Origin of the sequence: Algivirga pacifica (assembly GCF_039543525.1) — a bacterium.
Lineage (GTDB): Bacteria > Bacteroidota > Bacteroidia > Cytophagales > Flammeovirgaceae > Algivirga > Algivirga pacifica.
The window spans coordinates 69,099-88,994 of the sequence record NZ_BAABJX010000001.1; the positions used below are offsets into that span (position 1 = coordinate 69,099).

Sequence of the window (19,896 nt, forward strand, 5' to 3'; positions counted from 1 at the left end):
AATCAACGATTCAACTCAATACAACGTATTGAAATTCAACGATTCAACAAATAAATATGAACAAAGGCTGCCTTTTTAGGGGCAGCCTTATCTTTTTTAAACCATTATCAAAATTCTTTTACCGCTCGATACCTCTCTCCCTCTTTCACTATTTACAATACATCAGGCATACCATTGATTAAAATTATCTCCGTAAAGCTGAGATTTCTCTTCCTCCTCCTCTATATACCGCTCCAGTTCAGGAATTAGTTCTTCCTGCACCTCCTCTGATGCCTTACTGAGTTGCTTCATAATCTTGTTCAGGTATTTCTCTTTCCGGTCATCGGAAAGGGCCCTGTAAGTCATGATGATATCATGAAGGTCAAAATGCTGTACCATAGGCTTTTGATTATTAAATTGATAAATGGTGCATCAACACACGTCAATACTTATGGTTTATTTGGGTGTAAATAAAATTATTGATAATAATTATTACAATAATATAAATCAACAATTTTTAATATAACGATTTGACGTTAATTACAGTATTTTCCCAATAATATTTATTACATCAATTTAATAGCCTATCGTTGAGGCGGCTAACGCCGCTGGTTGAGCGCTTTGCTGTTGAGTAGCCCTTCGGGCTGTTGAGAAAAAGCAAACTGCAAAAACTCAACAGAGCGAAGCTCTACTCAACGGCACGCAGTGCCACTCAACTAGCGGCGTTAGCCGCCTCAACCATTCAACTACCTTTAAAAAGTTCTTCTATCGTTTGTCCCTTTTGTAAATGATGGGTACGCAATCCTGTGCGCTGAGCTCCCAGAATATGCTGTTCAGTATCATCTATAAACAAGGTCTTTTCGGGAAATAGCCCTTGTTCCTCCATCACCGTTTGAAAAATGCTTGGGTGTGGCTTTCGGTCTCCCATTTCGTGCGAGAGGTAAACTTTCTCAAAAACACTATCAAAACCACCTATATCCGTTCCCATCGTCTCCTCAAAAATTTGATAAAAAGCTTCCTTATGAATGGCATTGGTATTACTCAATAAAAACACCCTTCTGCTTTTTCTTAACTCTTGAATCAGGTGAATACGCTGTGGGGGCAAGTCCAGAAGCATCGCATTCCAAGCTTCATCAATTGCCTCGTCTGTTAGATGTGGGCTTTTCAGTAAGTCTCTTAGTCCATCCCGAAATGCTGCCGATGAGATATTACCGGTCTCGTACAAGTCAAACAATTCGATTTGCTGGTGCTGACCATATACTTCTGCCACATTTTTCCCCGTTAATGCACTTAATCGTTCAATGGAATTTTCATACCTCAGGTTCAAGATCACCCCTCCCAGGTCAAATATGATATTCTCTATTCCTTCTAGCATCAATAAAAATCGTTAAGCTTGTTGGTTAATCGCTTTGTTGAGGCGGCTTACGCCGCTGGTTGAGTAGCACTACGTGCTGTTGAGATTCACCTTTGGTGAGTTGATTTGAGTTGAACTGTTAATTGAATTCAATCAATAATCATATACTATGTAATAGATTCAAGCAGTAAAGCCGACGATATAAATATATTAGTCTCAACTCACCGAAGGTGAATCTCAACAGAGCGAAGCTCTACTCAACTAGCGGCGCAAGCCGCCTCAACCACTATTGCTACAGTTCCTTTAGTGCTTCAAAGAAGTCAATACGATCTGAAGGATCCTTAATGATAAAGGTAGGAATCAATAGATCGGCATAGTGCATCAATTTTTCGGCATTACTTCCGAAAAAGAACGCTGCCGCAGAAGTTCTTCCATGAGAACCCATCACCACAGAAGCTACCTGTCTTTCTTTCGCCAGTTCCTCTACCTTTTCATCGATCTCATCATATTGATTTTTTAGCGAATGAACTTCTTCCAGTTCTACCCCATCCATATCTACATCCGCCACAAAATTCTCCATCATCTTATGAGAGTTTTCCTTCATAATCTCTGCAAACTCATCATATGACTTTCCAATGGAAGAATATCCTTGAGGTACTTGGTATACATGTTGTAACAAGATACCCATTTTGGCGGCCTTAGCCATTTTAATTGCGGTAAACAGTGCTTGTTTAGAAGAAGGCGAATAGTCTGTAGGAACCAGAATTTGTCCTTCATTACGTTGCTTGCGCTCCGGAATAAATGCACACGACATCTTAGACATCTTGGCCACTTGCAAGGCAGCCACCCCTTTCCCTTTGAGGTGCTTCTTCTTACCCATCAAAATAAGATCAACCACCTTGTTCTTAGCTGCTTTCAAAATCTGCTCGGCAATATTTCCTTCTTTCACCAATACCTCGTAAGGAATATCTTCCCTGCCTGCTTCCTTTAATGCTTTTTTAATGGTTGCATCCAACTCTCTAACCACCAACTCATCAATAGGGGCAATCAAGTTAGGGTATTTTGCTTCCAGATCTTTAGGAATATCAAGGGACTTGACCACATGCACAAAATACAACTGCTCTACTTCGCAGACATCGTAATATGTAATGACAAAATCAATCAGTCGTTCATCTATAGGTGAGCCATCACAGGCGATCAATACTCTATTAAACATATTCATTTCAGTATCTATTATTTGTTGTTTATTCTCATTGATATTCATGGTGTTTAATTGAGCTTTGCTCGTTCATAATGTTTAGTTGAATTGGTTTATTTACAGAATAAATCAATTCGCCAAAAGTGACGCTGTATAGTTCAACTAAACATTATGAACGAGCGAAGCTCAATTAAACATTATGAACAAAAGCTGATTACTATCTATTTTTTTGTACGATTTCTAGAAACGTACGTTACATTTTTACTCGCTTTCTCTACCCATTAACTCGGCAATTTTCACAATTACCGCTACGGCTTTTTGCATGGTTTCCACAGAGACAAATTCATAACGGGAATGCATATTTCGTCCTCCTGCGAAGATATTAGGACACGGCAAGCCCATATAAGATAACTTAGCCCCATCAGTACCTCCTCGTATTGGTTTGATATCCACTGGAATCCCCAACTCACTCATAGCACTTTCTGCCAGGTCTACGATATGCATTACAGGGGCTATTTTCTCCTTCATATTGTAGTATTGATCTTCAATATGAAGCGTTACGGCCTCTTCCCCATATTTGCTTTTGAACTTCTTGGCAATATATTCCATCAAGCGTTTCTTCTCCTCAAACTTCTCTCGGTCGTGATCACGGATGATATATTCCAAGGTCGTATGCTCCACCTCTCCATTCATACTCAACAGATGATAAAAACCTTCATAACCTGTTGTCTGTTCTGGAACCTCATCCGATGGCAGTTCATTGACAAACGCTGCAGCCCACGACATACTGTTCTTCATGATCCCTTTAGCGGTACCAGGGTGCACATTATGTCCATAAAAATCCAGTTTAGCATAAGCGGCATTGAAGTTATCAAACTCCAGCTCTCCTAATGGTCCACCATCCATGGTATAGGCCCATTCCGCTCCAAACTTCTCTACATCAAAAAGGTCTGCCCCTTTTCCTACTTCTTCATCAGGAGTAAAACAGATTCTGATTTTTCCATGCTTAATTTCTGGATGCTTGATCAGGTAATCCATGGCTGTGACGATTTCTGTCACTCCTGCTTTGTCATCAGCCCCTAGCAAAGTAGTCCCATCAGAGGTGATCAAGGTATCCCCAATATATTCTTTCAGAAAAGGAAAGTCTACGGCTGATAGCGTAATTCCTTGTTCTTTGTTTAGTGGGATTTCTCCACCGTTGTAGTTTTTCCAGATTTGTGGCTTCACGTCTTTTCCTGTAAAATCAGGGGTTGTATCAATGTGTGCCACAAAACCGATGGTAGGAAGTTCTTTATCTGTATTAGCAGGCAAGGTAGCCATCACATAAGCATGCTCATCTACCGTTACTTCTTCCATACCAATCGCTTTCAGTTCTTCTGCCAGGTCTTTCGCAAGAATATGCTGATTAGGAGAACTAGGAATGGTTTCTACTCCCGGAATTGCCTCGGTATCATATTGTACATAGCGTGTGAAACGCTCAATGATGTCTTCTTTGATTTCTTCCATGATAAAATGATTTGTTTATTCTTTATCCTTCCACTTTTATCAGAATAGGAGGGTATGGGTTAAATATAAAAAATTAGACAGAGTTATCGGTTATCGGTTATCGGTTATCGGTTATCGGTTATCGGTTATCGGTTATCGGTTATCGGTTATCGGTTATCGGTTATCGGTTATCGGTTATCGGTTATCGGTTATCGGTTATCGGTTAAGAAAATTATTTTACCCCTAAATGACATACAATACCCTAAAGGTATTTTTTCAATATTTTTTTAAACGATAAGCGATAAGCAATAACCGATAAACTTTTTTCAACATTTTTTAAGCGATAAGCAATAACCGATAAACCATAACGACCACAGCTTTGAGAAGTATTTTGTTTTGGAATATTTTTGTAATTTGCTGGCTTTTATATGGAAATCGTCAATACGCTGGCAAACAATTATCGTCAGAAACGATTTAGAGTATGTTCAAACACACTCTTATTCAAACAAATTTCCTATTCACTAAAGAGAATCCAACACAGGTAACATGGCAATTGTACTGCTCTTTTTTCTTCTATTCATTCCCCTATTTGCCCTAATTGGGGTATATGCAGAGCGTAAGGTTTCTGCGTTTATGCAAGACCGTTTGGGACCTATGGAGGTCGGTAAGTACGGCTTATTGCAAACACTGGCTGATATCCTAAAGCTGATCATGAAAGAGGATATTATTCCTACCGCGGCTAATAAAATCCTTTTCACCTTAGCACCTGTAGTGATGTTTGCATCCATCTTTGCAGGATTTGCTATTATCCCCTTGGGTCCTGAGTTCATTGGCTCATCAGCTGCTGTAGGGGTATTCTTTCTGCTAGCGATTGTAGCACTGGACATCATTGGAGTACTGATGGCCGGTTGGGGGTCTAATAATAAATACTCTCTCTATGGTGCCATGAGAGCAGCTGCCCAAATGGTTTCTTACGAAGTTCCTATGGGGTTATCTGTTTTGGCTGCCGTCATGATTTCTCAATCCCTGGACTTGCAGGAGATCAGTATGCAGCAAGGTATCTTTGCTAGCGAAGTAGGTACTACCAACTATCTATTTGGTCTCAAGGCAACAGGTATAGATGTCAGTCAATGGGGAGGGATCTTTACTTGGAATGTTTTCAAAGCCCCTTTCTTATTGGTGGCTTTTGTGATCTTCTTTATTGCTTCTTTGGCGGAATCTAACCGTGCTCCTTTTGATTTACCAGAAGCAGAATCTGAGTTGATCGCCGGGTATATCATAGAATATTCTGGTGCTCGCTTTGCCTTTATGATGTTGGCTGAATATGCCGCTATGCTCTTGGTCAGCCTTTTGGCTAGTATATTATTCTTAGGCGGATGGAACACTCCCCTACCGAACATAGGCAGCTTTGCATTAGCCGATTGGACGAGCGGCACGATGGGAGAAATATCCGCTATCCTATGGGGTATTTTCTGGCTAATGGGAAAAGCCATTTTATTAGTATTCGTACAAATGTGGGTACGCTGGACATACCCACGACTAAGAGTGGATCAACTGATGGGACTTTGCTGGAAATATCTGACGCCTATTTCTCTTGTGATTGTTTTTATCGCAGGGGTTTGGAGACTATTGATGATATAGAGGTAAAAAGTAAGAGGTAAAAAGACTTTCTACCTTTTACCTTTTACCTTAAAAACCCATAAAGTGTTTTTTGAGCGCTTCCCACAGCATTTTTTTCATTTCTGCGACTTGCTCTCCCATCAGCATCTGCGTAAGACTATCAGCAAAGATCACGGGGATTCCATCCCATCGTCCTCCTACGTACTTTTCTACTTTCCCTCCGAATAGCTCGCTATCTTCCGAGGCCGTAAAATAAAGAATCTTCTCTGGGGCAAACTGAGCCTTTAACTGCTCAAAGGTTACTCCTGTATCCAAGATATTGACTACTGCAAACTCGTGAAGTGTCAAGTTAATTGCTCCCATAATCTTCAACAGAAGTGTAAACTCCCTGCTATTGAGCAAGTCTTCCTGACTGTACTCCAATAGGACCAACATGTTCTTTTTATTCTCTCCAAAATAAGGAATACCCTGCTGCCCAATTCGGGTAGCCTTAGGTTTTGGGGCTTCTTCCTGAATAACCTCTTCTACCACCTCCTGCTGTTCTATAGTAGGTACGGCTTCCACTTCTTCTTGGACAACTATCAATTCTTCCTCCAGATCTTCCTCTACTTCCTGAGGCTCTACCCATTCCACAATATCCGGAAAAAGTATTTTTTCGTCTTCCAGTAGGTATAGCTGTTCCTCAGCATATAAGGTACTTATCCAATAAGCATCATCCTGATTGATCTTTGTCGATTTATCCATTATCCCTTATAAAGTTGAAGGAGAAAGGATGAAGAAATACAAACCTTTATAAAGGTATTCTTTCTTCATCCTTTCTCCTTTATTCATTTGACAATAGCTTCAGCTACTCAAAAGTTTCAATTATACAGAAAAACTCTCTCCACAACCACAAGTGCGGGAAGCATTAGGGTTGATAAACTGAAACCCTTTTCCATTTAGCCCATCTGAGAAGTCTAAAGTCGTTCCTAGAAGATAAAGTAAACTCTTCTTGTCTACAAAGATCTTTACTCCTTTGTCTTCAAATACTTCGTCTGTATCCTTCGCTGCATTATCAAATTCCAGATCGTACATCAGTCCAGAACATCCTCCGCCTTTTACGGCTACTCTCACTTGAAAGTCCTTTGTCTTTCCTTCTTCTTTTCTTAAATCTATAATTTGCTTTGCAGCCTTATCTGTTATATTGATCATGATCCTACCTCTTTTTTTAAACCTATGTACTATAAATACATAATCAAGGACAAATTTGCAAAATTCCCTGATAATTACCGCTCTAGCATCTGCGATTTATTTTTGTTCATGATGTTTAATTGCAATGACTATGTCATTGCGTTCATAATGTTTAGTTGAATTTAGGAATCGAATAGATTCAACTAAACATTATGAACGAGCGAAGCTCAATTAAACATCATGAACAAATTTATGTCACTATTTAACTAAGGTGAAACAAAAAAGTTTAGAGAAACAGCCCCTTAGAATGCACTTCTTTCTCCTTTTTCTTATAGAGGGTTACATTTATTTAAAAATATTAAAAAATAATTCACCCTTTCTGTCACAAACAATGACTTTCCCCATCTATAGGTAATGAGGTTTATGAATCATTATAATTTATTATCAATATGCTTTATATAATTGCATTCTTCGTAATACACTGGTACGCATCCCTGTTTTTCCAAACAGTATTCTTGCACCGCTATGCGGCCCACAAAATGTTCACCATGTCTAAAACCATGGAGAAAGTGTTCTTCGTATTGACCTTTATTTTCCAAGGGTCTAACTACCTAAGTGCATACAAGTACGGTATCATGCACCGTTTACACCATGCACATGCAGACACAGAAGACGACCCACACTCTCCTAAGTACTCTGAGAACTTATTTGACATGATGTGGAAGACAAAGGTATACTACACAGCGATGGCTGATCCAGAAAAAGCTGGCGTAGACGCAAAATACCTAAAAGACGTTCCAGAATGGCATGCTTTTGACAACTTTGCAAATCACTACCTGGTAAGAATTACTTGGGGGGTACTATATACTTTATTCTACATGCAATTTGTAGGAGATGCTTATTACCTATATGCATTACTTCCTGTACATTACCTAATGTCTCCAGTTCACGGAGCAATCATCAACTGGTTTGCCCATAAATATGGCTATACCAACTTCAAGGTTTCAGATACTTCTGTGAACCTAATGCCTATCGATCTATTCATGATGGGAGAAGGCTATCACAACAACCACCACAAATGGGGTGCTAGAGCTAACTTTGGAGTAAGATGGCACGAGATTGATCCAGCATATCAAATCATGAAATTGATGAACTTTGTAGGAATCATCAAGATGAAAAAGCCTGGTAAAATTCAGCCGGATTCGAAAGGAAACAAGAAACACGCTGCTGCTTAATTGCTGCTCTTAGCGTATTTATATAAAATAATAAAGGGTCGTGCTGCTACAGTACGACCCTTTATTATTTTATAAACTCATCTGATCTCGTTGCTCATAAAGTGCCTCCCATACTTTTGCTTTTTTATCTTTGGGGCTAACCAATCCCAACAAACGATACGTTCCATCCTGCGTCTTGTAAGCACTTAACTCCAAGTATAGTTGTATTTGATGTCCTTTCCCTAATCCATTAATTATATCAATACTTCCTTCCAACTCACGGTCATTCCCGTTTAAATTAACTTGGATATCTTCCTCTTGAATCAATACTCCATTTTTGTACCCAATCATGGTATTCCATCCTTTATAATAAGTCAAAAGCATTTGCTCAATTTCCTGAACGGTCAGCATATTGGAGGACGGTGAGGTAAACAGAAAAATGTAAGAAAAGTAACTGTCAGAAGATGGATCAAACATTCCCGGAGCAAAACGTACCTCTTTAATACCCTCAGGATATGAATATTCCTCTAACAAATCAGCTGGTAAAACAACTTGTTTAAAACTCCACCCCGGATAAGTACCATGGAAGTAAGTAGGCGATTGTGCTTTTACCCCATAAGACAGCATCCCAAAAAAAGCGGTCAGCAGTATATTTTTCATTTGTTTGTTGTCGTCTAGTTGTCAATTCGACAAAGATACTGTTTTCAGTAGCTTGAAAACAGAGCAAATATCAGTAGATCAATAAAAAACTACTATGGTTTACAGATTGTTATAGAATTATAACACTATAAACCCTAACCAAATGAATAACGCTCCTAACATATTTTATAAAGGCTACAAAATCCATAAAGACGAAAGGCATTACCTCGTTTTGGGTATCTATGACATGAGTGAACATAGCTATGAGATTGTCCGATTTGCCCATAGTATGGATGAGGCCAAGACGCTCGTTGATCAATTGATTAAAAAGCGCCTTAGTACACTATTTGAACGATTTCAACCTTCTTATCAGGCACTGTAGTATACACCGTATTATTTTCCATTAAAGACCTTCCTTATGAAGTTTGGATACCTCCTTATACTCCTCTTGTTTTTAGCTCTTGGTAGAAGTATTCCTTCCCAAGCCCAAAACATGCAACTAGCTTCCCTTTTGATCCAAATAGAACTGGAGCAACGGGAATCTATCCGGCAAGCCTTACCACTTACCGAAGAGGAACAGCAAGTTTTTTGGCCATTGTATGATGAATACTCCATTGAGAAAAATAAACTGCGGGAAGATAAGATCCTCTTGATTCAAACATATCTTCAAGAGTACTCCAACTTATCTGATAAGGAATCAAACACTTTAACGTGGGAAGGATTATTACTCAGAGAAAAAGGAGTGGATCTCGATAAGAAGTACTTTAAAAAAATGAGCAAGGTACTGCCTGCTAAAACGGTGGGACGATTCTTTCAAATCGAGAGTCAACTCCAAACCTTAAACAACTGGAGGATTATTAATAATTTTCCTTTGATACGGAATCAGAAATAAGGAACACAAGTAAGGGCGACCACAAGGGTCGCCTTTACTTTTTACGTAGATCAAACCTATAGGTCGCACGTAGCCACAAAACATTCGTATATCGATATTCTGCATCCATCGTTGTACCCGCTACCTGTGCATTATAAGTCATATTAAGCTTTAATTCATTCCCCATTCTAAGCTCTGGTCCTAGCATAAAACGATTCTGCAGAGTCGACATATAATTCAATTTATTGGGATTGATAAACAGTTCATCTGCTACTGTAAAATACAAGCTATAAAGGCTATCCTCTTTTTTCCAGACTGGAAGTGCATAGGAAACCCGAGGCCTGATTCTTACCTGAAAATCATGCTGAGTCGATGCTCCTTCCTCTTCATAATACCGATTAAAGCGTTCTTCTACACGGAGTCTAAAACCTAGCGTTCCTTTCTTTCTGGGTGACTTATAAGTAACCTCCTGATAAGGACGCCATTCAGATTGCACTTTCAAATCTGTCTGAAACGACTCAAAATAGCCTACACCAGCTGTCAAGCGAAGTTTAGGTTGAATATCATACCCAATCCCTAATCGCAGTAGTGTTTTTGACTTTTCCCTTCCGCCTCTCCACCGATAACTGGCATCAGGAAGTACCCACCAACGATCAGCTATTTGTCCTTGCCCATACAATTGCAACCATTGTTGTCCTTCATTTCTGTGCCATCCTATAGATGTTTGCGCATTACCCTGCATGGTCAGCAATACTCCAAAAAGCGAAAATATAGCCCAGTGTATGCTCTTGTTTTTCATCCTGTAGCTCTTGTTATTCTTGATTTATCTTCAATGTACCTTGTGCTGAATCGTAAAATTACCGACAAACTCTCAACACTTATGTTAATAAAGTCACACTGAATCTCAATATTCTTCAACATCAAATACTTAGAGCTTCCCTAAATGCTTATACACTATTCCTATACTTTCTCAGCGAACAAACGAATCACATCGGCTTGTCCCTGATGGTAAGGTCCCTCGTCCAATACCAACGTTTGTTCTTCTATCATATGAATATTGGCTCCTTGTAAGTCATCAATCAACATTCGAAGCTCAAAAAGCATATCCTGCGACTTTGGCCCTCCTGAATTATTCTTTAGTTGTCGATGGTTAAACCCTTCCAAAACTAATACCCCTCCTTTTCTCAATGCCTTAAAAAACTTTCTATGAATGGTTTGTCGGATATGTGCGGGCATATGTGCATAAATTAATGCGACCATATCATAATCATTTTCCTCCACCTCAAATGTCTCCAAAGAAGCAGTGTGATACGTAATATGCACCTCTTCTTGCGCTGCCCAAGCCAGGGCTTTTTTACGAGCCTCTTCACTAAAATCAACGGCAGTCACCTCCCAACCTTTTTTAGCGGCATAAATCGCATTTCTACCTTCTCCTTCTGCTGGCAAAAGCAGCTTGCCGGGCTGTGTTTCATCAATGACCGATTTAAAAAATTCATTGGGCGTCTTTCCGTAGGCTAAAGGCTCTTCCTGATAACGCTGGTTCCAAAAGTCTTTCATAGTGTAATTCTTGTAGGTTTGGGGTATGATATGATATGACCATGTATATATTACATAGATTCACCCAAAATGAAAAATTGCTTATACACTCTCTTCTCTTTTCTCACAAAATTCTGTCAATACCCCAAACGTAGACTTTGGATGAAGAAAGCCAATATTCATCCCTTCTGCCCCTGCCCTTGGCTCTTGGTCGATCAGCAGGACTCCTTTCTGTTCTACTTCTTTTAAGCGGATTGCCAAATCCTTTACGGCAAATGCTATATGGTGAATTCCTTCTCCTCTCTTCTCAATAAATTTAGCGACAGGACTATCTGCCGCGGTAGCTTCCAATAGTTCTATCTTGGTTTGTCCTACTTGAAAAAATGCCGTTTTGACTTTTTGGTCCTCTACCGTTTCTATGGCATAGCACTTCATTCCCAATACCTCTTCATAGTACTGTTGTGCTTTCTCAAGGTCTTTGACCGCTATTCCGATGTGTTCGATGTGTGTTGGTATCATTTGTTGTTTAATTTGGTTTTAGAGCTTTACATTGTCTCAATACTTTTTTTATCACGGTTAATTGTCTATGAGTAAAAAAGTGTACTAAACTACTTCTAGAATGTATTAATTATTGAAAATTAATCATTGATCATTGAAAATTAAAAAGCTATAGCGTATCACTGACCTATTTTAAGAGCTCAAAGTTTTCTGCTTATACTAAATTAACCGTGAAAGCGCCCTACTGCAAACCTAATTAAACGATAAGTCATTACTCAATATGGCAAGTTTTAGCTAAACTTGTCTTCTTCCAATTCTTACATTAAGTTGTGAATATTTTTACCAATTATAGATCATAGATATGAGCAATCTAAAGTTAGTGCTATTTTTTAGCCTTTGTATATTGTCATGCCATAATCTCTTTGCACAACAGAATTTTTTCGAGAAGGGAAAATTTGCACTTGGCGTTCGGGGAGCGGCTTCTTTTCCCACGGTATCTTTCAGTCCAAATATCAGACAATCCAACTTCTATGAGATTGGTGGAGGACTTACAGGATATTACTTCAAAGAGAAAAACCTGGGACTACAAGCTGAAATCAATCTGGATCATAGAGGGTTTATAGAGGCTTCCAGCACAGAGGAACTCTACCAACGAACGTTCACCAATATCTCTGTACCAGTACTAACACACCTATATGTAGGCACCAAGGTATTTCATGTATTTGCTATTGCAGGACCTCAGGTGAATTTCTTATACGAAAAGGATTTTGAAGCTTTAGGTACCGTAGAGGATCAACGGTATGATTATGCGGACAGAAAACCCGAAAAGCTTGGCCTTGATTTGGTACTAGGAGGTGGTTTAGCCTTTTGGACCGGTATAGGTCATTTTATGGTTGATGCCCGTTTCTTTATAGGTATGTCCGATTTACTGGAAAGACCTGTCCGTACCTCTTCCTCTTTTTCATATAGCCAAGGGCTTACCGGCTCAGTCGCTTACCTTATTCCCATTAGTGGGTGGAAAGGCAAAAAGGAAAAGAAAAGTAGCAAAGAATAAATTCCATCAAACCAGCTTATACACACCATGTCAACAACACCACTATACGTAGAGGTCTTACTTCCTGTATTTGTCGAAGGCACCTTTACTTATGAGGTCCCTCCTGCCCTACAGGACAAGGTACAGGAAGGAATAAGAGTACTGGTAGAATTTGGACGCAGGAAAATCCACACGGGTATCATATGGTCCATCACGGATGAAGTTCCTGCCTATAATGCCAAACCATTAGAAGAAATACTGGATGACACCCCTGTAGTGGATCACACGCAAATGAGATTTTGGGAGTGGATCAGCCAGTATTATATGTGTACGCTGGGAGAGGTAATGAGTGCTGCGCTCCCTGCTGGTCTCAAGCTCAGCAGTCAATCCAACCTACAGCTCAATCCGGAGCGCCCCGTTGAGGAGATCATTGCAAGTACTAAGCTCAGCAAAAAAGCCTTATTACTCCTTCATATCTTGAAGGAAAAAGAGCATCTCCCTTATGATGAAGTAACAGACCTTTTAGAGTTAAGCTCTCCTTATCGTGTCATTAAAGAACTCTCGGACTGTGGCGCTATATTTCTGTATGAAACGGTCAAGGAAAAATACCAACCCAAGATCCGTAAAAGGGTACGCATCAACCCTATTTTATTGGAGGAGGATGGTAAGGCTTTCGTGCAGTTAATGGATGAGATGAAAGCACAGAAGGCAAAGCGTAAGCAGTATGAGACGCTGGAGCATCTCTTAAGTCTTCTTCCTCTAGACGAAGATCCTACCCTCAATGAAACCGGTGTTATCAAGAAAGAGTTGGTGGATAGCCTACCTCCTGCACTTTCAGCAAGCTCCTTAAATACCCTCATCAAAAATAAGATTCTGGAGGAAGTGGAGGAAGTGCTTTCCCGTTTGGATGACGACACCTTAAGTTACCAAAACATAGAGGGGGCTCATCCCCTATCTGAAGCACAGCAGCAAGTAGAAAGTGAAATTATCGATCACTTTGAAGAAAAGGATATTGTCCTGCTCCATGGCGTCACGGGTAGTGGCAAGACAGAGGTGTATATTTCCCTTATCCAAAAGGTTATAGACAGTGGGGGACAGGTACTTTTCCTTCTTCCTGAAATTGTATTGACTGCTCAAATGGTTTCCCGCTTAAAAAAAGTATTCGGAAATCAGCTGGGGGTCTATCACTCTCGCTATTCTGACCGGGAAAGGGTAGAGATATGGAAAGGCGTTATGGAAGATCGTTTTCAGGTGATTGTAGGTGTCCGCTCCTCTATCTTTCTTCCTTTCAGCAACCTGGCCCTAGTCGTTGTCGATGAAGAGCATGAAGTCTCTTTTAAACAGGTAGACCCTGCCCCTCATTACAATGCCAAGGATGCTGCTATGGTATTGGCAAAAATGCATCACGCCCGAGTGGTATTAGGAAGTGCCACCCCTTCCATAGAAACGTATTACCAAGCGGTAAAAGGAAATTATGGGTTCTGTACACTCAGTAAAAGACATGGACAAGCACAACTCCCTGATATTATTTTGGTGAACCAAGCAGAGGAACGAAAAGCCAAAACGATGCAACAGTCCCTTACATCCGTCATGCTGGAAGAAATCACCCAACGCATCCAAAATCAGGAACAGGTAATTATTTTCCAAAACCGCAGAGGCTATGCCCCTTATATTCTATGCCACGATTGTGGGTGGATTCCCCATTGCCCGCATTGTGCCGTCAGCTTAACGTATCACCTCTACCGAAATGAACTGAAATGTCACTACTGTGGACACCAAGAAGCTGTGCCAAAAATATGTGTTCATTGCGGCTCTACCGCTGTAGAAACCATTGGTACCGGTACACAGCGCTTAGAGGAAGACCTAAAGGAACTAGTAGAAAATGCCCGAGTTCAGCGATTGGATCAAGATACGAGCAGAAATAAATATAGTTATCAACGTATCATCAAAGATTTTGAAGATCAGCATATCGACATTTTAGTAGGAACGCAAATGGTTGCTAAAGGGCTCGACTTTGAGCACGTTAGTTTGGTAGGTGTTTTTGATATTGACCGCATTATTAATTTTCCAGATTTCAGGGCCTTGGAAAGAACGTACCAGATCCTAACACAGGTAAGTGGTAGGGCTGGTAGAAAGCACCTGAAAGGGTTAGTATTGATACAGACAGAAAACACTAAACAACCTATATTCACCAAAGTCCTACGCAATGACTATCAAGCCTTCTATCGGGAAGAAATTCAGGACAGGGAACGCTTCTTTTATCCTCCATTTTCACGGATGATTAAAGTTACGATCAAGGCAAAAGAGAAACAGCATAGTGAAAGCGTTGCCCGTTTATTGCATCAATCACTGGTATACAAATTAGGGAAGCAACGGGTTATTGGACCGCAAGCTCCTTTGATCAATAAAATACGAAATCAATACCTTACCGATATTATTATCAAGTTTGAGCGAAACCACAGTAGCCCTAAAAAAGTAAAGGCAGTACTCAGACAATCGTTGGAAGAGCTAAAGAAAAATCAACTTTTCCGAAAAACACGAATCTATATTGACGTAGATCCTGTTTAATTAATATAGGGGTTTGAAACATTCAGGTGCCTTTATCAGTTCTAATTGGTATATAAGCTGACAGTATATCAGCACATTAACATCATCTGGTGAAGTAGAATACTATTTAAGCTACTTCCTACAAATAATCCAAAATATAATATAACCAGCTATGCCTTTTAGACAGACACCGTATCAGGAGTTTATTGCTCCGGTATCGAATCCGAGAGAGTTCTTCGATAGTTATGAACTCCAAAAGAAGAAAACGAAAGATGATTATCTGAAGGGACACGTCAAATATGACACCAGTGTTCATGATGAGGAACGTTGTATTTACTACGACGGGTTTGATTATAATCCTCAGAAACCTAATGACATTAATTATCACTAATTAGGAGAAGAGAAAAGGGAAAGGTGTATATGTTATGTTACTTACGCCTTTCCCTATTTTTATCGTTGTTATTACCTTTCTTTTATATACGCACCCCCAACACCAACATATCATCAATCTGGAAGCCCTTTTCACCCTTCCAGGTATTGTGCCTATCCATAAGATGAAGTTGTTGCAATCCCATAGGTTTATCCTTGATATCATTCAAGAAACGCTCCAACTGACTGATAGAGAACTTACGATCGTTTGGACCACCAAATTGATCTTGATACCCGTCGGTAAACATATAAAAAGTAGTTCCCTTCTTAAGTGGAATAGAATGGTAAGAGAAGGATACCTTCTTATCTTTTCGAGCTTGTCCCAAAGAAATCTTTGTTGGCTTAATACGCAGTAGTTCTTCCTCTGAAGGGTCACAATAAAGTAGCGGTACTCTGGCTCCTGCATACTGTAGCTTACTCTTTACTTTATTGATCACTACAATACCGGCATCCATACTAGCCATATTACTTACCTTATCTTGCTGAAACTGATCTAACGCTTTTCGATGCATCTCCTGCAAGATCTTATCTGGGGTATAAATTCCTTTTCCCGTAATTTCATGCAACATGTTAGAAGCACTCATACTCATCAAAGCTCCGGATACTCCGTGTCCAGTACAGTCTACCACCGCAATAATAATATGGTCTCCCGTATCCTTGAACCAATAAAAATCTCCTCCCACAACATCTTTTGGCTTCCATAGTACAAAGGTATCTTGCACTTTTTCTTTCAATCGATCAATATGGGGCAACATCGCCTGTTGAATCTGCAAAGCAGCATTAAAGCTACTCACCATCTGGGTATTGGCATGTTGTAACTGCTCCTTTTGCTGTTGCAATAACTGATTAAATGTAGACAACTGCTCCGCTTGCTGTTCTAGTTCCTCACTCTGCACCTGATTCTTTTCACTCAATATCCTTTCCTGTATAAACAACGCAGAAAACTTATACGCTAATATCAGTGATTGTGAGAGGATGAAGGTCAAAAAACCTATGGCCTGAAAGCGGTTATTGGTATAAATCAACTTGTACTGTATCAATTCCATGTAAATGACATTGATGGCTAACACCGTCAACCCTATCATCACAAAACCAGAAAAGGGTGCTCGTTGATATACCTTCTGTATCATGTATACTCCACATAAGCCTACATACACAGCAGCTACGATGTTATGTACAAAGGTATAGGTAGTAAAAATATAAGCTGGTAGAATGACAGTTACTACGATAAACCCAAGGGTAAGCCATCGGAGTACCTTTGCGGCCTTGGAAAAGTAGTCTCCTGGAAAAATCTTGGCATAAAACTCGATACAATGGTATAGAGCTATATACATGAAAATATATTCCAGGGTTGTTTCCCATTCCCAAGACAATGGGAAAAATAAAAGAAAGTTTCTATCCTCCCGAAATATAAACCAACAGGCCAAGGCCAAGGTCATATAAGCAAAGTGACGTATCGATCGGTCGTATTTCCAAAAAATATGGATGACCCAGAAGAATAGCCCCATCAATAATAACCCTCCTACTAAAAGATACACCGAAGAGGTATCTTTCACGGTCTCTGCAAAAAGAGCATCGGCAGGTCCCAATATTGCAGGCTGCCCAAAACCACCCCCGGTACCATGATGATAATTGCTGACTTGAAGCACTATCTCAGACTGCACTCCTCTCAACTCAATAGCTCCCGTTTGCTTGACTTCAAAAGGGGTAGAGGTTTCTCTGGAAGTTCCTATTTTTCCATTTGAAAGATATAGTTTACCATCTACAAATAAGTTATAAGAAGAGCCTATTCCTGGCATATGAATAGCCATTTCATCAATCCCTTTCTGATGAAGTATACGCAAACGATAGGTCGCATGCCCTAAGGTAGGATAATTTCCTCCTTCTTGCTCATTAGTTAGCTCCGACCAAGAAGTCCACGGGGAAACATAAGTTGGCAGATTAATATTTTGCTTAAAATCCTCTGGATTAATCAGTTGGTTATAATAAAATTCCCACTCCCCTTTTATTATTCCTTCGGTCTGTTGTAAGTCTACCGTACGAAGGTCCAACACTCCCCTCTCCACAGTAAAAAAAGTACTTCCTTCATCTTCACCCATTACTCTATTCGAGTAAAAATACAATAAAGCTCCGCAAAGTAGCAGCAAGGATACCGAGAAACTCAGCCACAGCCGATGTCGCTCAATAAAAGCCCGAATAGTCATTTGTTTTGTTGTGTTAGTGTTAGTTTTGCTAAATATGTGGTAAGATACAAAAAATCTAAAATGTTCTTAGTGAATTTACAGATTGAGTAAAGAAACTATGGCTAGTATTATATCGCCCTTGCAGACTGCACTACCGCTAACGCTCCCTTTCGAATTCCGTCCATTAGTACTTCACTACCTCCCAAAAGATCAGGGGGTAAGTTATAAATATAGCTTAGGGTATAATTAAGCTGTAACGTTTTACCTGAATTTACCTCGTAATAAGCCGAGACGACTACAGACATTTCAGAAGTCCTATGCAACATCACCCGACTATAATCATAATTGTGTTGTATCGTTAACAAATCAGGAGTTCCCAGGTCAGGATGTTGTCCCTGAATATACTGTAAGGCTTCTGTAAACTCCGCAGGGAGTACTTCTTGTTTAGGTCTTAGAAAATGAAGTCGAAAGTAAAAATCAGGAGACATGACTCCTCCTTTCAAGAAAAATAAGTTTTCAGCCATTTCCCGCACCTCATACTCTTTGACTGTTTGCTGAATATACCCTACATCCGTCAAGCTTTCCTGATTAAAGGCAGTGATCGGTTTATTCAAAGAAAATGCAGCCTTGGTCAATAAAACATAATAACGTTGCTCTTTTCTGCGATTCCAATAGTCAAAACAATCTAAGGGCTGTATACTTTCCTGAAAAGAAAGTGAAGTACCTCCATCTTCCATTGGTCGTAATGACTTATCCAGTAAAGCGATAAACATTTGCACCTTATCTCCTTGCAAAACCTCTTTGGATAAGGAGTAGGATAACGTATTTTCTTGAATGACCTCAGAATTTAGCATATCTGATTTTTTTTTTAGCGGAAGCACTAACAGTGCGAAAACAAGGCTATATTTTAAAAAAATCTCCACAGTTAAAATAATATTTTATAAAAAAAGACATCACCACTAAAAGATATTAAAAACACCCTCAGTAACTATAAGTAGGGATTCACAAATATCAGAAAGTAAGGACGTTATATCATGATCAATTGGTACTTTTTAATGAAAATCTTTAATTTTTTATTAACTTTCGTTTTATAATAAAAGCAAACAATGATATTTCAGACCAAGGAAGCCTAAGTCTTCCTGACACTTTGCTAACACGACTTTCCGGGAGAAACAATCCCTTTAAAAAAGACTATCATTCTACACGCAATCCTGATAAGAGCACAAAGAATGTCATTGACCACCGTTTCTATTTTTTTGATTTGATAAGGACAATCTAAACTACAATATCATGCAAACGATAAGCTTAAATAAGTTCATAAGTGACTTTGCCTCTATTCAAAATCTTGATCCTCTTAACTTTGCAGACTACCAATCTGTACTTATTAATTTTAATGAAGGAGAAGAAGTCCGAGAGTTGATTGGTATTGCCCATGAGCTCATTCAAAAATATCAACAATCTCCAGCCCAGGACCCTGCCACTGCTATTGCCATGGCTAGAGATATGGGTATTGTAGCAGGATCGATTAAAAAATTACAGATTGCTCCCGTAAAAGAAGTGGCTCAAATTGATGATGTCTTCGTAAATCTAGGGTCCCTATGTCAGTTACCAGAGCGAGATACACTATTGCATTATACGCTATGGAACCCTACAGGAGAACAAATGCGTACCTTTACAGGAACGACTAAAGAGCGTGCCTTTATCACCAAATTGCAAGAGGTATTATCTCGTTATCCAGAAAAAGAGCTATTAAAGCTGGTTAATCTTGCTAATGCAATGGTGGGTGCTGAAAGCTTAGCAGAAGTAAGTAAAGCTATTGAGTTCCCATTAGAGGAAATCGTTTCTGCCATGGAAGAGCATCTAGCTACACCTTTTATTCAGGAAGTACTACAACCTTATTTTGCTGAAGTTAATATCAAAGGAAAGCAGCTATCTGCCCCTTGCTCTTTCTTGTTTTTGTAAAACTAGTGGTCTAAATACTAAGTTTTCTGATAGAAATAAAGGGACTACTTCCAAATGGATAAAGGAGGAAAGAAGAAGGATAAAGGAATAGAAATTTCTATAACAAATGATCAATCCTTTATCCTTCCTCCTTTATCCTTCCTCCTTTATCCTTCCTCCTTTATCCTTCCTCCTTTAT

20 protein-coding genes are annotated in these 19,896 nt (G+C 39.5%); 8 read left to right on the forward strand and 12 right to left on the reverse strand.

Annotation, left to right across the window (positions count from 1 at the left end; genetic code table 11):
- Positions 1-162 precede the first annotated feature (162 nt).
- The 4 genes from ABD985_RS00275 to pepT all read right to left on the reverse strand — a co-directional run bounded on the left by ABD985_RS00275 (position 163) and on the right by pepT (position 4,037).
- Positions 163-378: a hypothetical protein gene (locus tag ABD985_RS00275; RefSeq protein ID WP_345368402.1), complete on the reverse strand. Its 216-nt coding sequence runs from the start codon at positions 376-378 to the stop codon at positions 163-165.
- Between the two features lie 343 nt (positions 379-721).
- A complete protein-coding gene (locus tag ABD985_RS00280) occupies positions 722-1,354 on the reverse strand; it encodes an HAD family hydrolase (protein WP_345368403.1) in 633 nt (210 codons plus the stop codon).
- Between the two features lie 271 nt (positions 1,355-1,625).
- Positions 1,626-2,555, reverse strand: a complete 930-nt coding sequence (locus tag ABD985_RS00285) for a universal stress protein (protein ID WP_345368404.1) — start codon at positions 2,553-2,555, stop codon at positions 1,626-1,628.
- Positions 2,556-2,792: 237 nt separating this feature from the next.
- Positions 2,793-4,037 carry a peptidase T gene (pepT, locus tag ABD985_RS00290; protein ID WP_345368405.1) on the reverse strand — a complete coding sequence of 415 codons (1,245 nt, stop codon included), beginning with the start codon at positions 4,035-4,037 and terminating at the stop codon, positions 2,793-2,795.
- 525 nt (positions 4,038-4,562) lie between these two features.
- On the opposite strand from pepT, the gene ABD985_RS00295 reads away from it, so the two are divergent.
- A complete protein-coding gene (locus ABD985_RS00295; RefSeq protein ID WP_345368406.1) occupies positions 4,563-5,657 on the forward strand; it encodes a complex I subunit 1/NuoH family protein in 1,095 nt (364 codons plus the stop codon).
- A gap of 48 nt (positions 5,658-5,705) precedes the next feature.
- On the opposite strand, the gene ABD985_RS00300 is transcribed toward ABD985_RS00295, so the two are convergent.
- Positions 5,706-6,380 carry a hypothetical protein gene (locus tag ABD985_RS00300; RefSeq protein ID WP_345368407.1) on the reverse strand — a complete coding sequence of 225 codons (675 nt, stop codon included), beginning with the start codon at positions 6,378-6,380 and terminating at the stop codon, positions 5,706-5,708.
- Between the two features lie 120 nt (positions 6,381-6,500).
- Positions 6,501-6,827: a HesB/IscA family protein gene (locus ABD985_RS00305; RefSeq protein WP_345368408.1), complete on the reverse strand. Its 327-nt coding sequence runs from the start codon at positions 6,825-6,827 to the stop codon at positions 6,501-6,503.
- Between the two features lie 428 nt (positions 6,828-7,255).
- Between ABD985_RS00305 and ABD985_RS00310 the strand changes: the two genes are divergently transcribed.
- Positions 7,256-8,041 (forward strand): acyl-CoA desaturase, encoded by a 786-nt coding sequence (locus ABD985_RS00310; RefSeq protein ID WP_345368409.1) that lies wholly within the window; start codon positions 7,256-7,258, stop codon positions 8,039-8,041.
- 69 nt (positions 8,042-8,110) lie between these two features.
- On the opposite strand, the gene ABD985_RS00315 is transcribed toward ABD985_RS00310, so the two are convergent.
- On the reverse strand, positions 8,111-8,680 hold the full coding sequence (locus ABD985_RS00315) for a hypothetical protein (protein WP_345368410.1): 570 nt from the start codon (positions 8,678-8,680) through the stop codon (positions 8,111-8,113).
- Between the two features lie 142 nt (positions 8,681-8,822).
- Here ABD985_RS00315 and ABD985_RS00320 point away from each other — a divergent pair, with 142 nt between their 5' ends.
- Positions 8,823-9,041 carry a hypothetical protein gene (locus tag ABD985_RS00320; protein ID WP_345368411.1) on the forward strand — a complete coding sequence of 73 codons (219 nt, stop codon included), beginning with the start codon at positions 8,823-8,825 and terminating at the stop codon, positions 9,039-9,041.
- A gap of 36 nt (positions 9,042-9,077) precedes the next feature.
- On the forward strand, positions 9,078-9,551 hold the full coding sequence (locus ABD985_RS00325) for a hypothetical protein (RefSeq protein WP_345368412.1): 474 nt from the start codon (positions 9,078-9,080) through the stop codon (positions 9,549-9,551).
- 34 nt (positions 9,552-9,585) lie between these two features.
- Here ABD985_RS00325 and ABD985_RS00330 read toward each other — a convergent pair whose 3' ends face one another.
- From ABD985_RS00330 to mce, 3 genes are all read right to left on the reverse strand, one after another.
- Positions 9,586-10,329: a DUF2490 domain-containing protein gene (locus ABD985_RS00330; protein ID WP_345368413.1), complete on the reverse strand. Its 744-nt coding sequence runs from the start codon at positions 10,327-10,329 to the stop codon at positions 9,586-9,588.
- Positions 10,330-10,490: 161 nt separating this feature from the next.
- Positions 10,491-11,087, reverse strand: coding sequence for a class I SAM-dependent methyltransferase (locus tag ABD985_RS00335; RefSeq protein WP_345368414.1), 597 nt, complete (start codon positions 11,085-11,087; stop codon positions 10,491-10,493).
- 81 nt (positions 11,088-11,168) lie between these two features.
- Positions 11,169-11,585, reverse strand: a complete 417-nt coding sequence (mce, locus tag ABD985_RS00340) for a methylmalonyl-CoA epimerase (protein WP_345368415.1) — start codon at positions 11,583-11,585, stop codon at positions 11,169-11,171.
- Between the two features lie 340 nt (positions 11,586-11,925).
- Between mce and ABD985_RS00345 the strand changes: the two genes are divergently transcribed.
- From ABD985_RS00345 to ABD985_RS00355, 3 genes are all read left to right on the forward strand, one after another.
- The gene (locus ABD985_RS00345) at positions 11,926-12,618 is read left to right on the forward strand and encodes a porin family protein (protein WP_345368416.1); all 693 of its coding nucleotides are present in this window, start codon (positions 11,926-11,928) and stop codon (positions 12,616-12,618) included.
- Between the two features lie 27 nt (positions 12,619-12,645).
- A complete protein-coding gene (gene priA, locus ABD985_RS00350; RefSeq protein WP_345368417.1) occupies positions 12,646-15,165 on the forward strand; it encodes a replication restart helicase PriA in 2,520 nt (839 codons plus the stop codon).
- 151 nt (positions 15,166-15,316) lie between these two features.
- Positions 15,317-15,535 (forward strand): hypothetical protein, encoded by a 219-nt coding sequence (locus tag ABD985_RS00355; RefSeq protein WP_345368418.1) that lies wholly within the window; start codon positions 15,317-15,319, stop codon positions 15,533-15,535.
- 82 nt (positions 15,536-15,617) lie between these two features.
- Here ABD985_RS00355 and ABD985_RS00360 read toward each other — a convergent pair whose 3' ends face one another.
- Both ABD985_RS00360 and ABD985_RS00365 read right to left on the reverse strand, forming a co-directional pair.
- The gene (locus tag ABD985_RS00360) at positions 15,618-17,672 is read right to left on the reverse strand and encodes a PP2C family protein-serine/threonine phosphatase (protein ID WP_345368419.1); all 2,055 of its coding nucleotides are present in this window, start codon (positions 17,670-17,672) and stop codon (positions 15,618-15,620) included.
- 212 nt (positions 17,673-17,884) lie between these two features.
- Positions 17,885-18,610 carry a hypothetical protein gene (locus ABD985_RS00365; protein ID WP_345368420.1) on the reverse strand — a complete coding sequence of 242 codons (726 nt, stop codon included), beginning with the start codon at positions 18,608-18,610 and terminating at the stop codon, positions 17,885-17,887.
- A gap of 436 nt (positions 18,611-19,046) precedes the next feature.
- On the opposite strand from ABD985_RS00365, the gene ABD985_RS00370 reads away from it, so the two are divergent.
- On the forward strand, positions 19,047-19,718 hold the full coding sequence (locus tag ABD985_RS00370; RefSeq protein ID WP_345368421.1) for a monodechloroaminopyrrolnitrin synthase PrnB family protein: 672 nt from the start codon (positions 19,047-19,049) through the stop codon (positions 19,716-19,718).
- The last annotated feature ends 178 nt before the right edge of the window (positions 19,719-19,896 follow it).

Coding starts and splice junctions, on each gene's coding strand:
- ABD985_RS00280 (WP_345368403.1), bottom strand. CDS start 1,354: ATGCTAGAAGGAATAGAGAATATCATATTTGACCTGGGAGGGGTGATC.
- priA (WP_345368417.1), top strand. CDS start 12,646: ATGTCAACAACACCACTATACGTAGAGGTCTTACTTCCTGTATTTGTC.
- ABD985_RS00275 (WP_345368402.1), bottom strand. CDS start 378: ATGGTACAGCATTTTGACCTTCATGATATCATCATGACTTACAGGGCC.
- ABD985_RS00320 (WP_345368411.1), top strand. CDS start 8,823: ATGAATAACGCTCCTAACATATTTTATAAAGGCTACAAAATCCATAAA.
- mce (WP_345368415.1), bottom strand. CDS start 11,585: ATGATACCAACACACATCGAACACATCGGAATAGCGGTCAAAGACCTT.
- ABD985_RS00305 (WP_345368408.1), bottom strand. CDS start 6,827: ATGATCAATATAACAGATAAGGCTGCAAAGCAAATTATAGATTTAAGA.
- ABD985_RS00360 (WP_345368419.1), bottom strand. CDS start 17,672: ATGGGTGAAGATGAAGGAAGTACTTTTTTTACTGTGGAGAGGGGAGTG.
- ABD985_RS00355 (WP_345368418.1), top strand. CDS start 15,317: ATGCCTTTTAGACAGACACCGTATCAGGAGTTTATTGCTCCGGTATCG.
- ABD985_RS00310 (WP_345368409.1), top strand. CDS start 7,256: ATGCTTTATATAATTGCATTCTTCGTAATACACTGGTACGCATCCCTG.
- ABD985_RS00300 (WP_345368407.1), bottom strand. CDS start 6,380: ATGGATAAATCGACAAAGATCAATCAGGATGATGCTTATTGGATAAGT.
- ABD985_RS00335 (WP_345368414.1), bottom strand. CDS start 11,087: ATGAAAGACTTTTGGAACCAGCGTTATCAGGAAGAGCCTTTAGCCTAC.
- ABD985_RS00330 (WP_345368413.1), bottom strand. CDS start 10,329: ATGAAAAACAAGAGCATACACTGGGCTATATTTTCGCTTTTTGGAGTA.
- ABD985_RS00370 (WP_345368421.1), top strand. CDS start 19,047: ATGCAAACGATAAGCTTAAATAAGTTCATAAGTGACTTTGCCTCTATT.
- ABD985_RS00365 (WP_345368420.1), bottom strand. CDS start 18,610: ATGCTAAATTCTGAGGTCATTCAAGAAAATACGTTATCCTACTCCTTA.
- ABD985_RS00345 (WP_345368416.1), top strand. CDS start 11,926: ATGAGCAATCTAAAGTTAGTGCTATTTTTTAGCCTTTGTATATTGTCA.
- ABD985_RS00325 (WP_345368412.1), top strand. CDS start 9,078: ATGAAGTTTGGATACCTCCTTATACTCCTCTTGTTTTTAGCTCTTGGT.
- ABD985_RS00285 (WP_345368404.1), bottom strand. CDS start 2,555: ATGAATATGTTTAATAGAGTATTGATCGCCTGTGATGGCTCACCTATA.
- pepT (WP_345368405.1), bottom strand. CDS start 4,037: ATGGAAGAAATCAAAGAAGACATCATTGAGCGTTTCACACGCTATGTA.
- ABD985_RS00295 (WP_345368406.1), top strand. CDS start 4,563: ATGGCAATTGTACTGCTCTTTTTTCTTCTATTCATTCCCCTATTTGCC.
- ABD985_RS00315 (WP_345368410.1), bottom strand. CDS start 8,680: ATGAAAAATATACTGCTGACCGCTTTTTTTGGGATGCTGTCTTATGGG.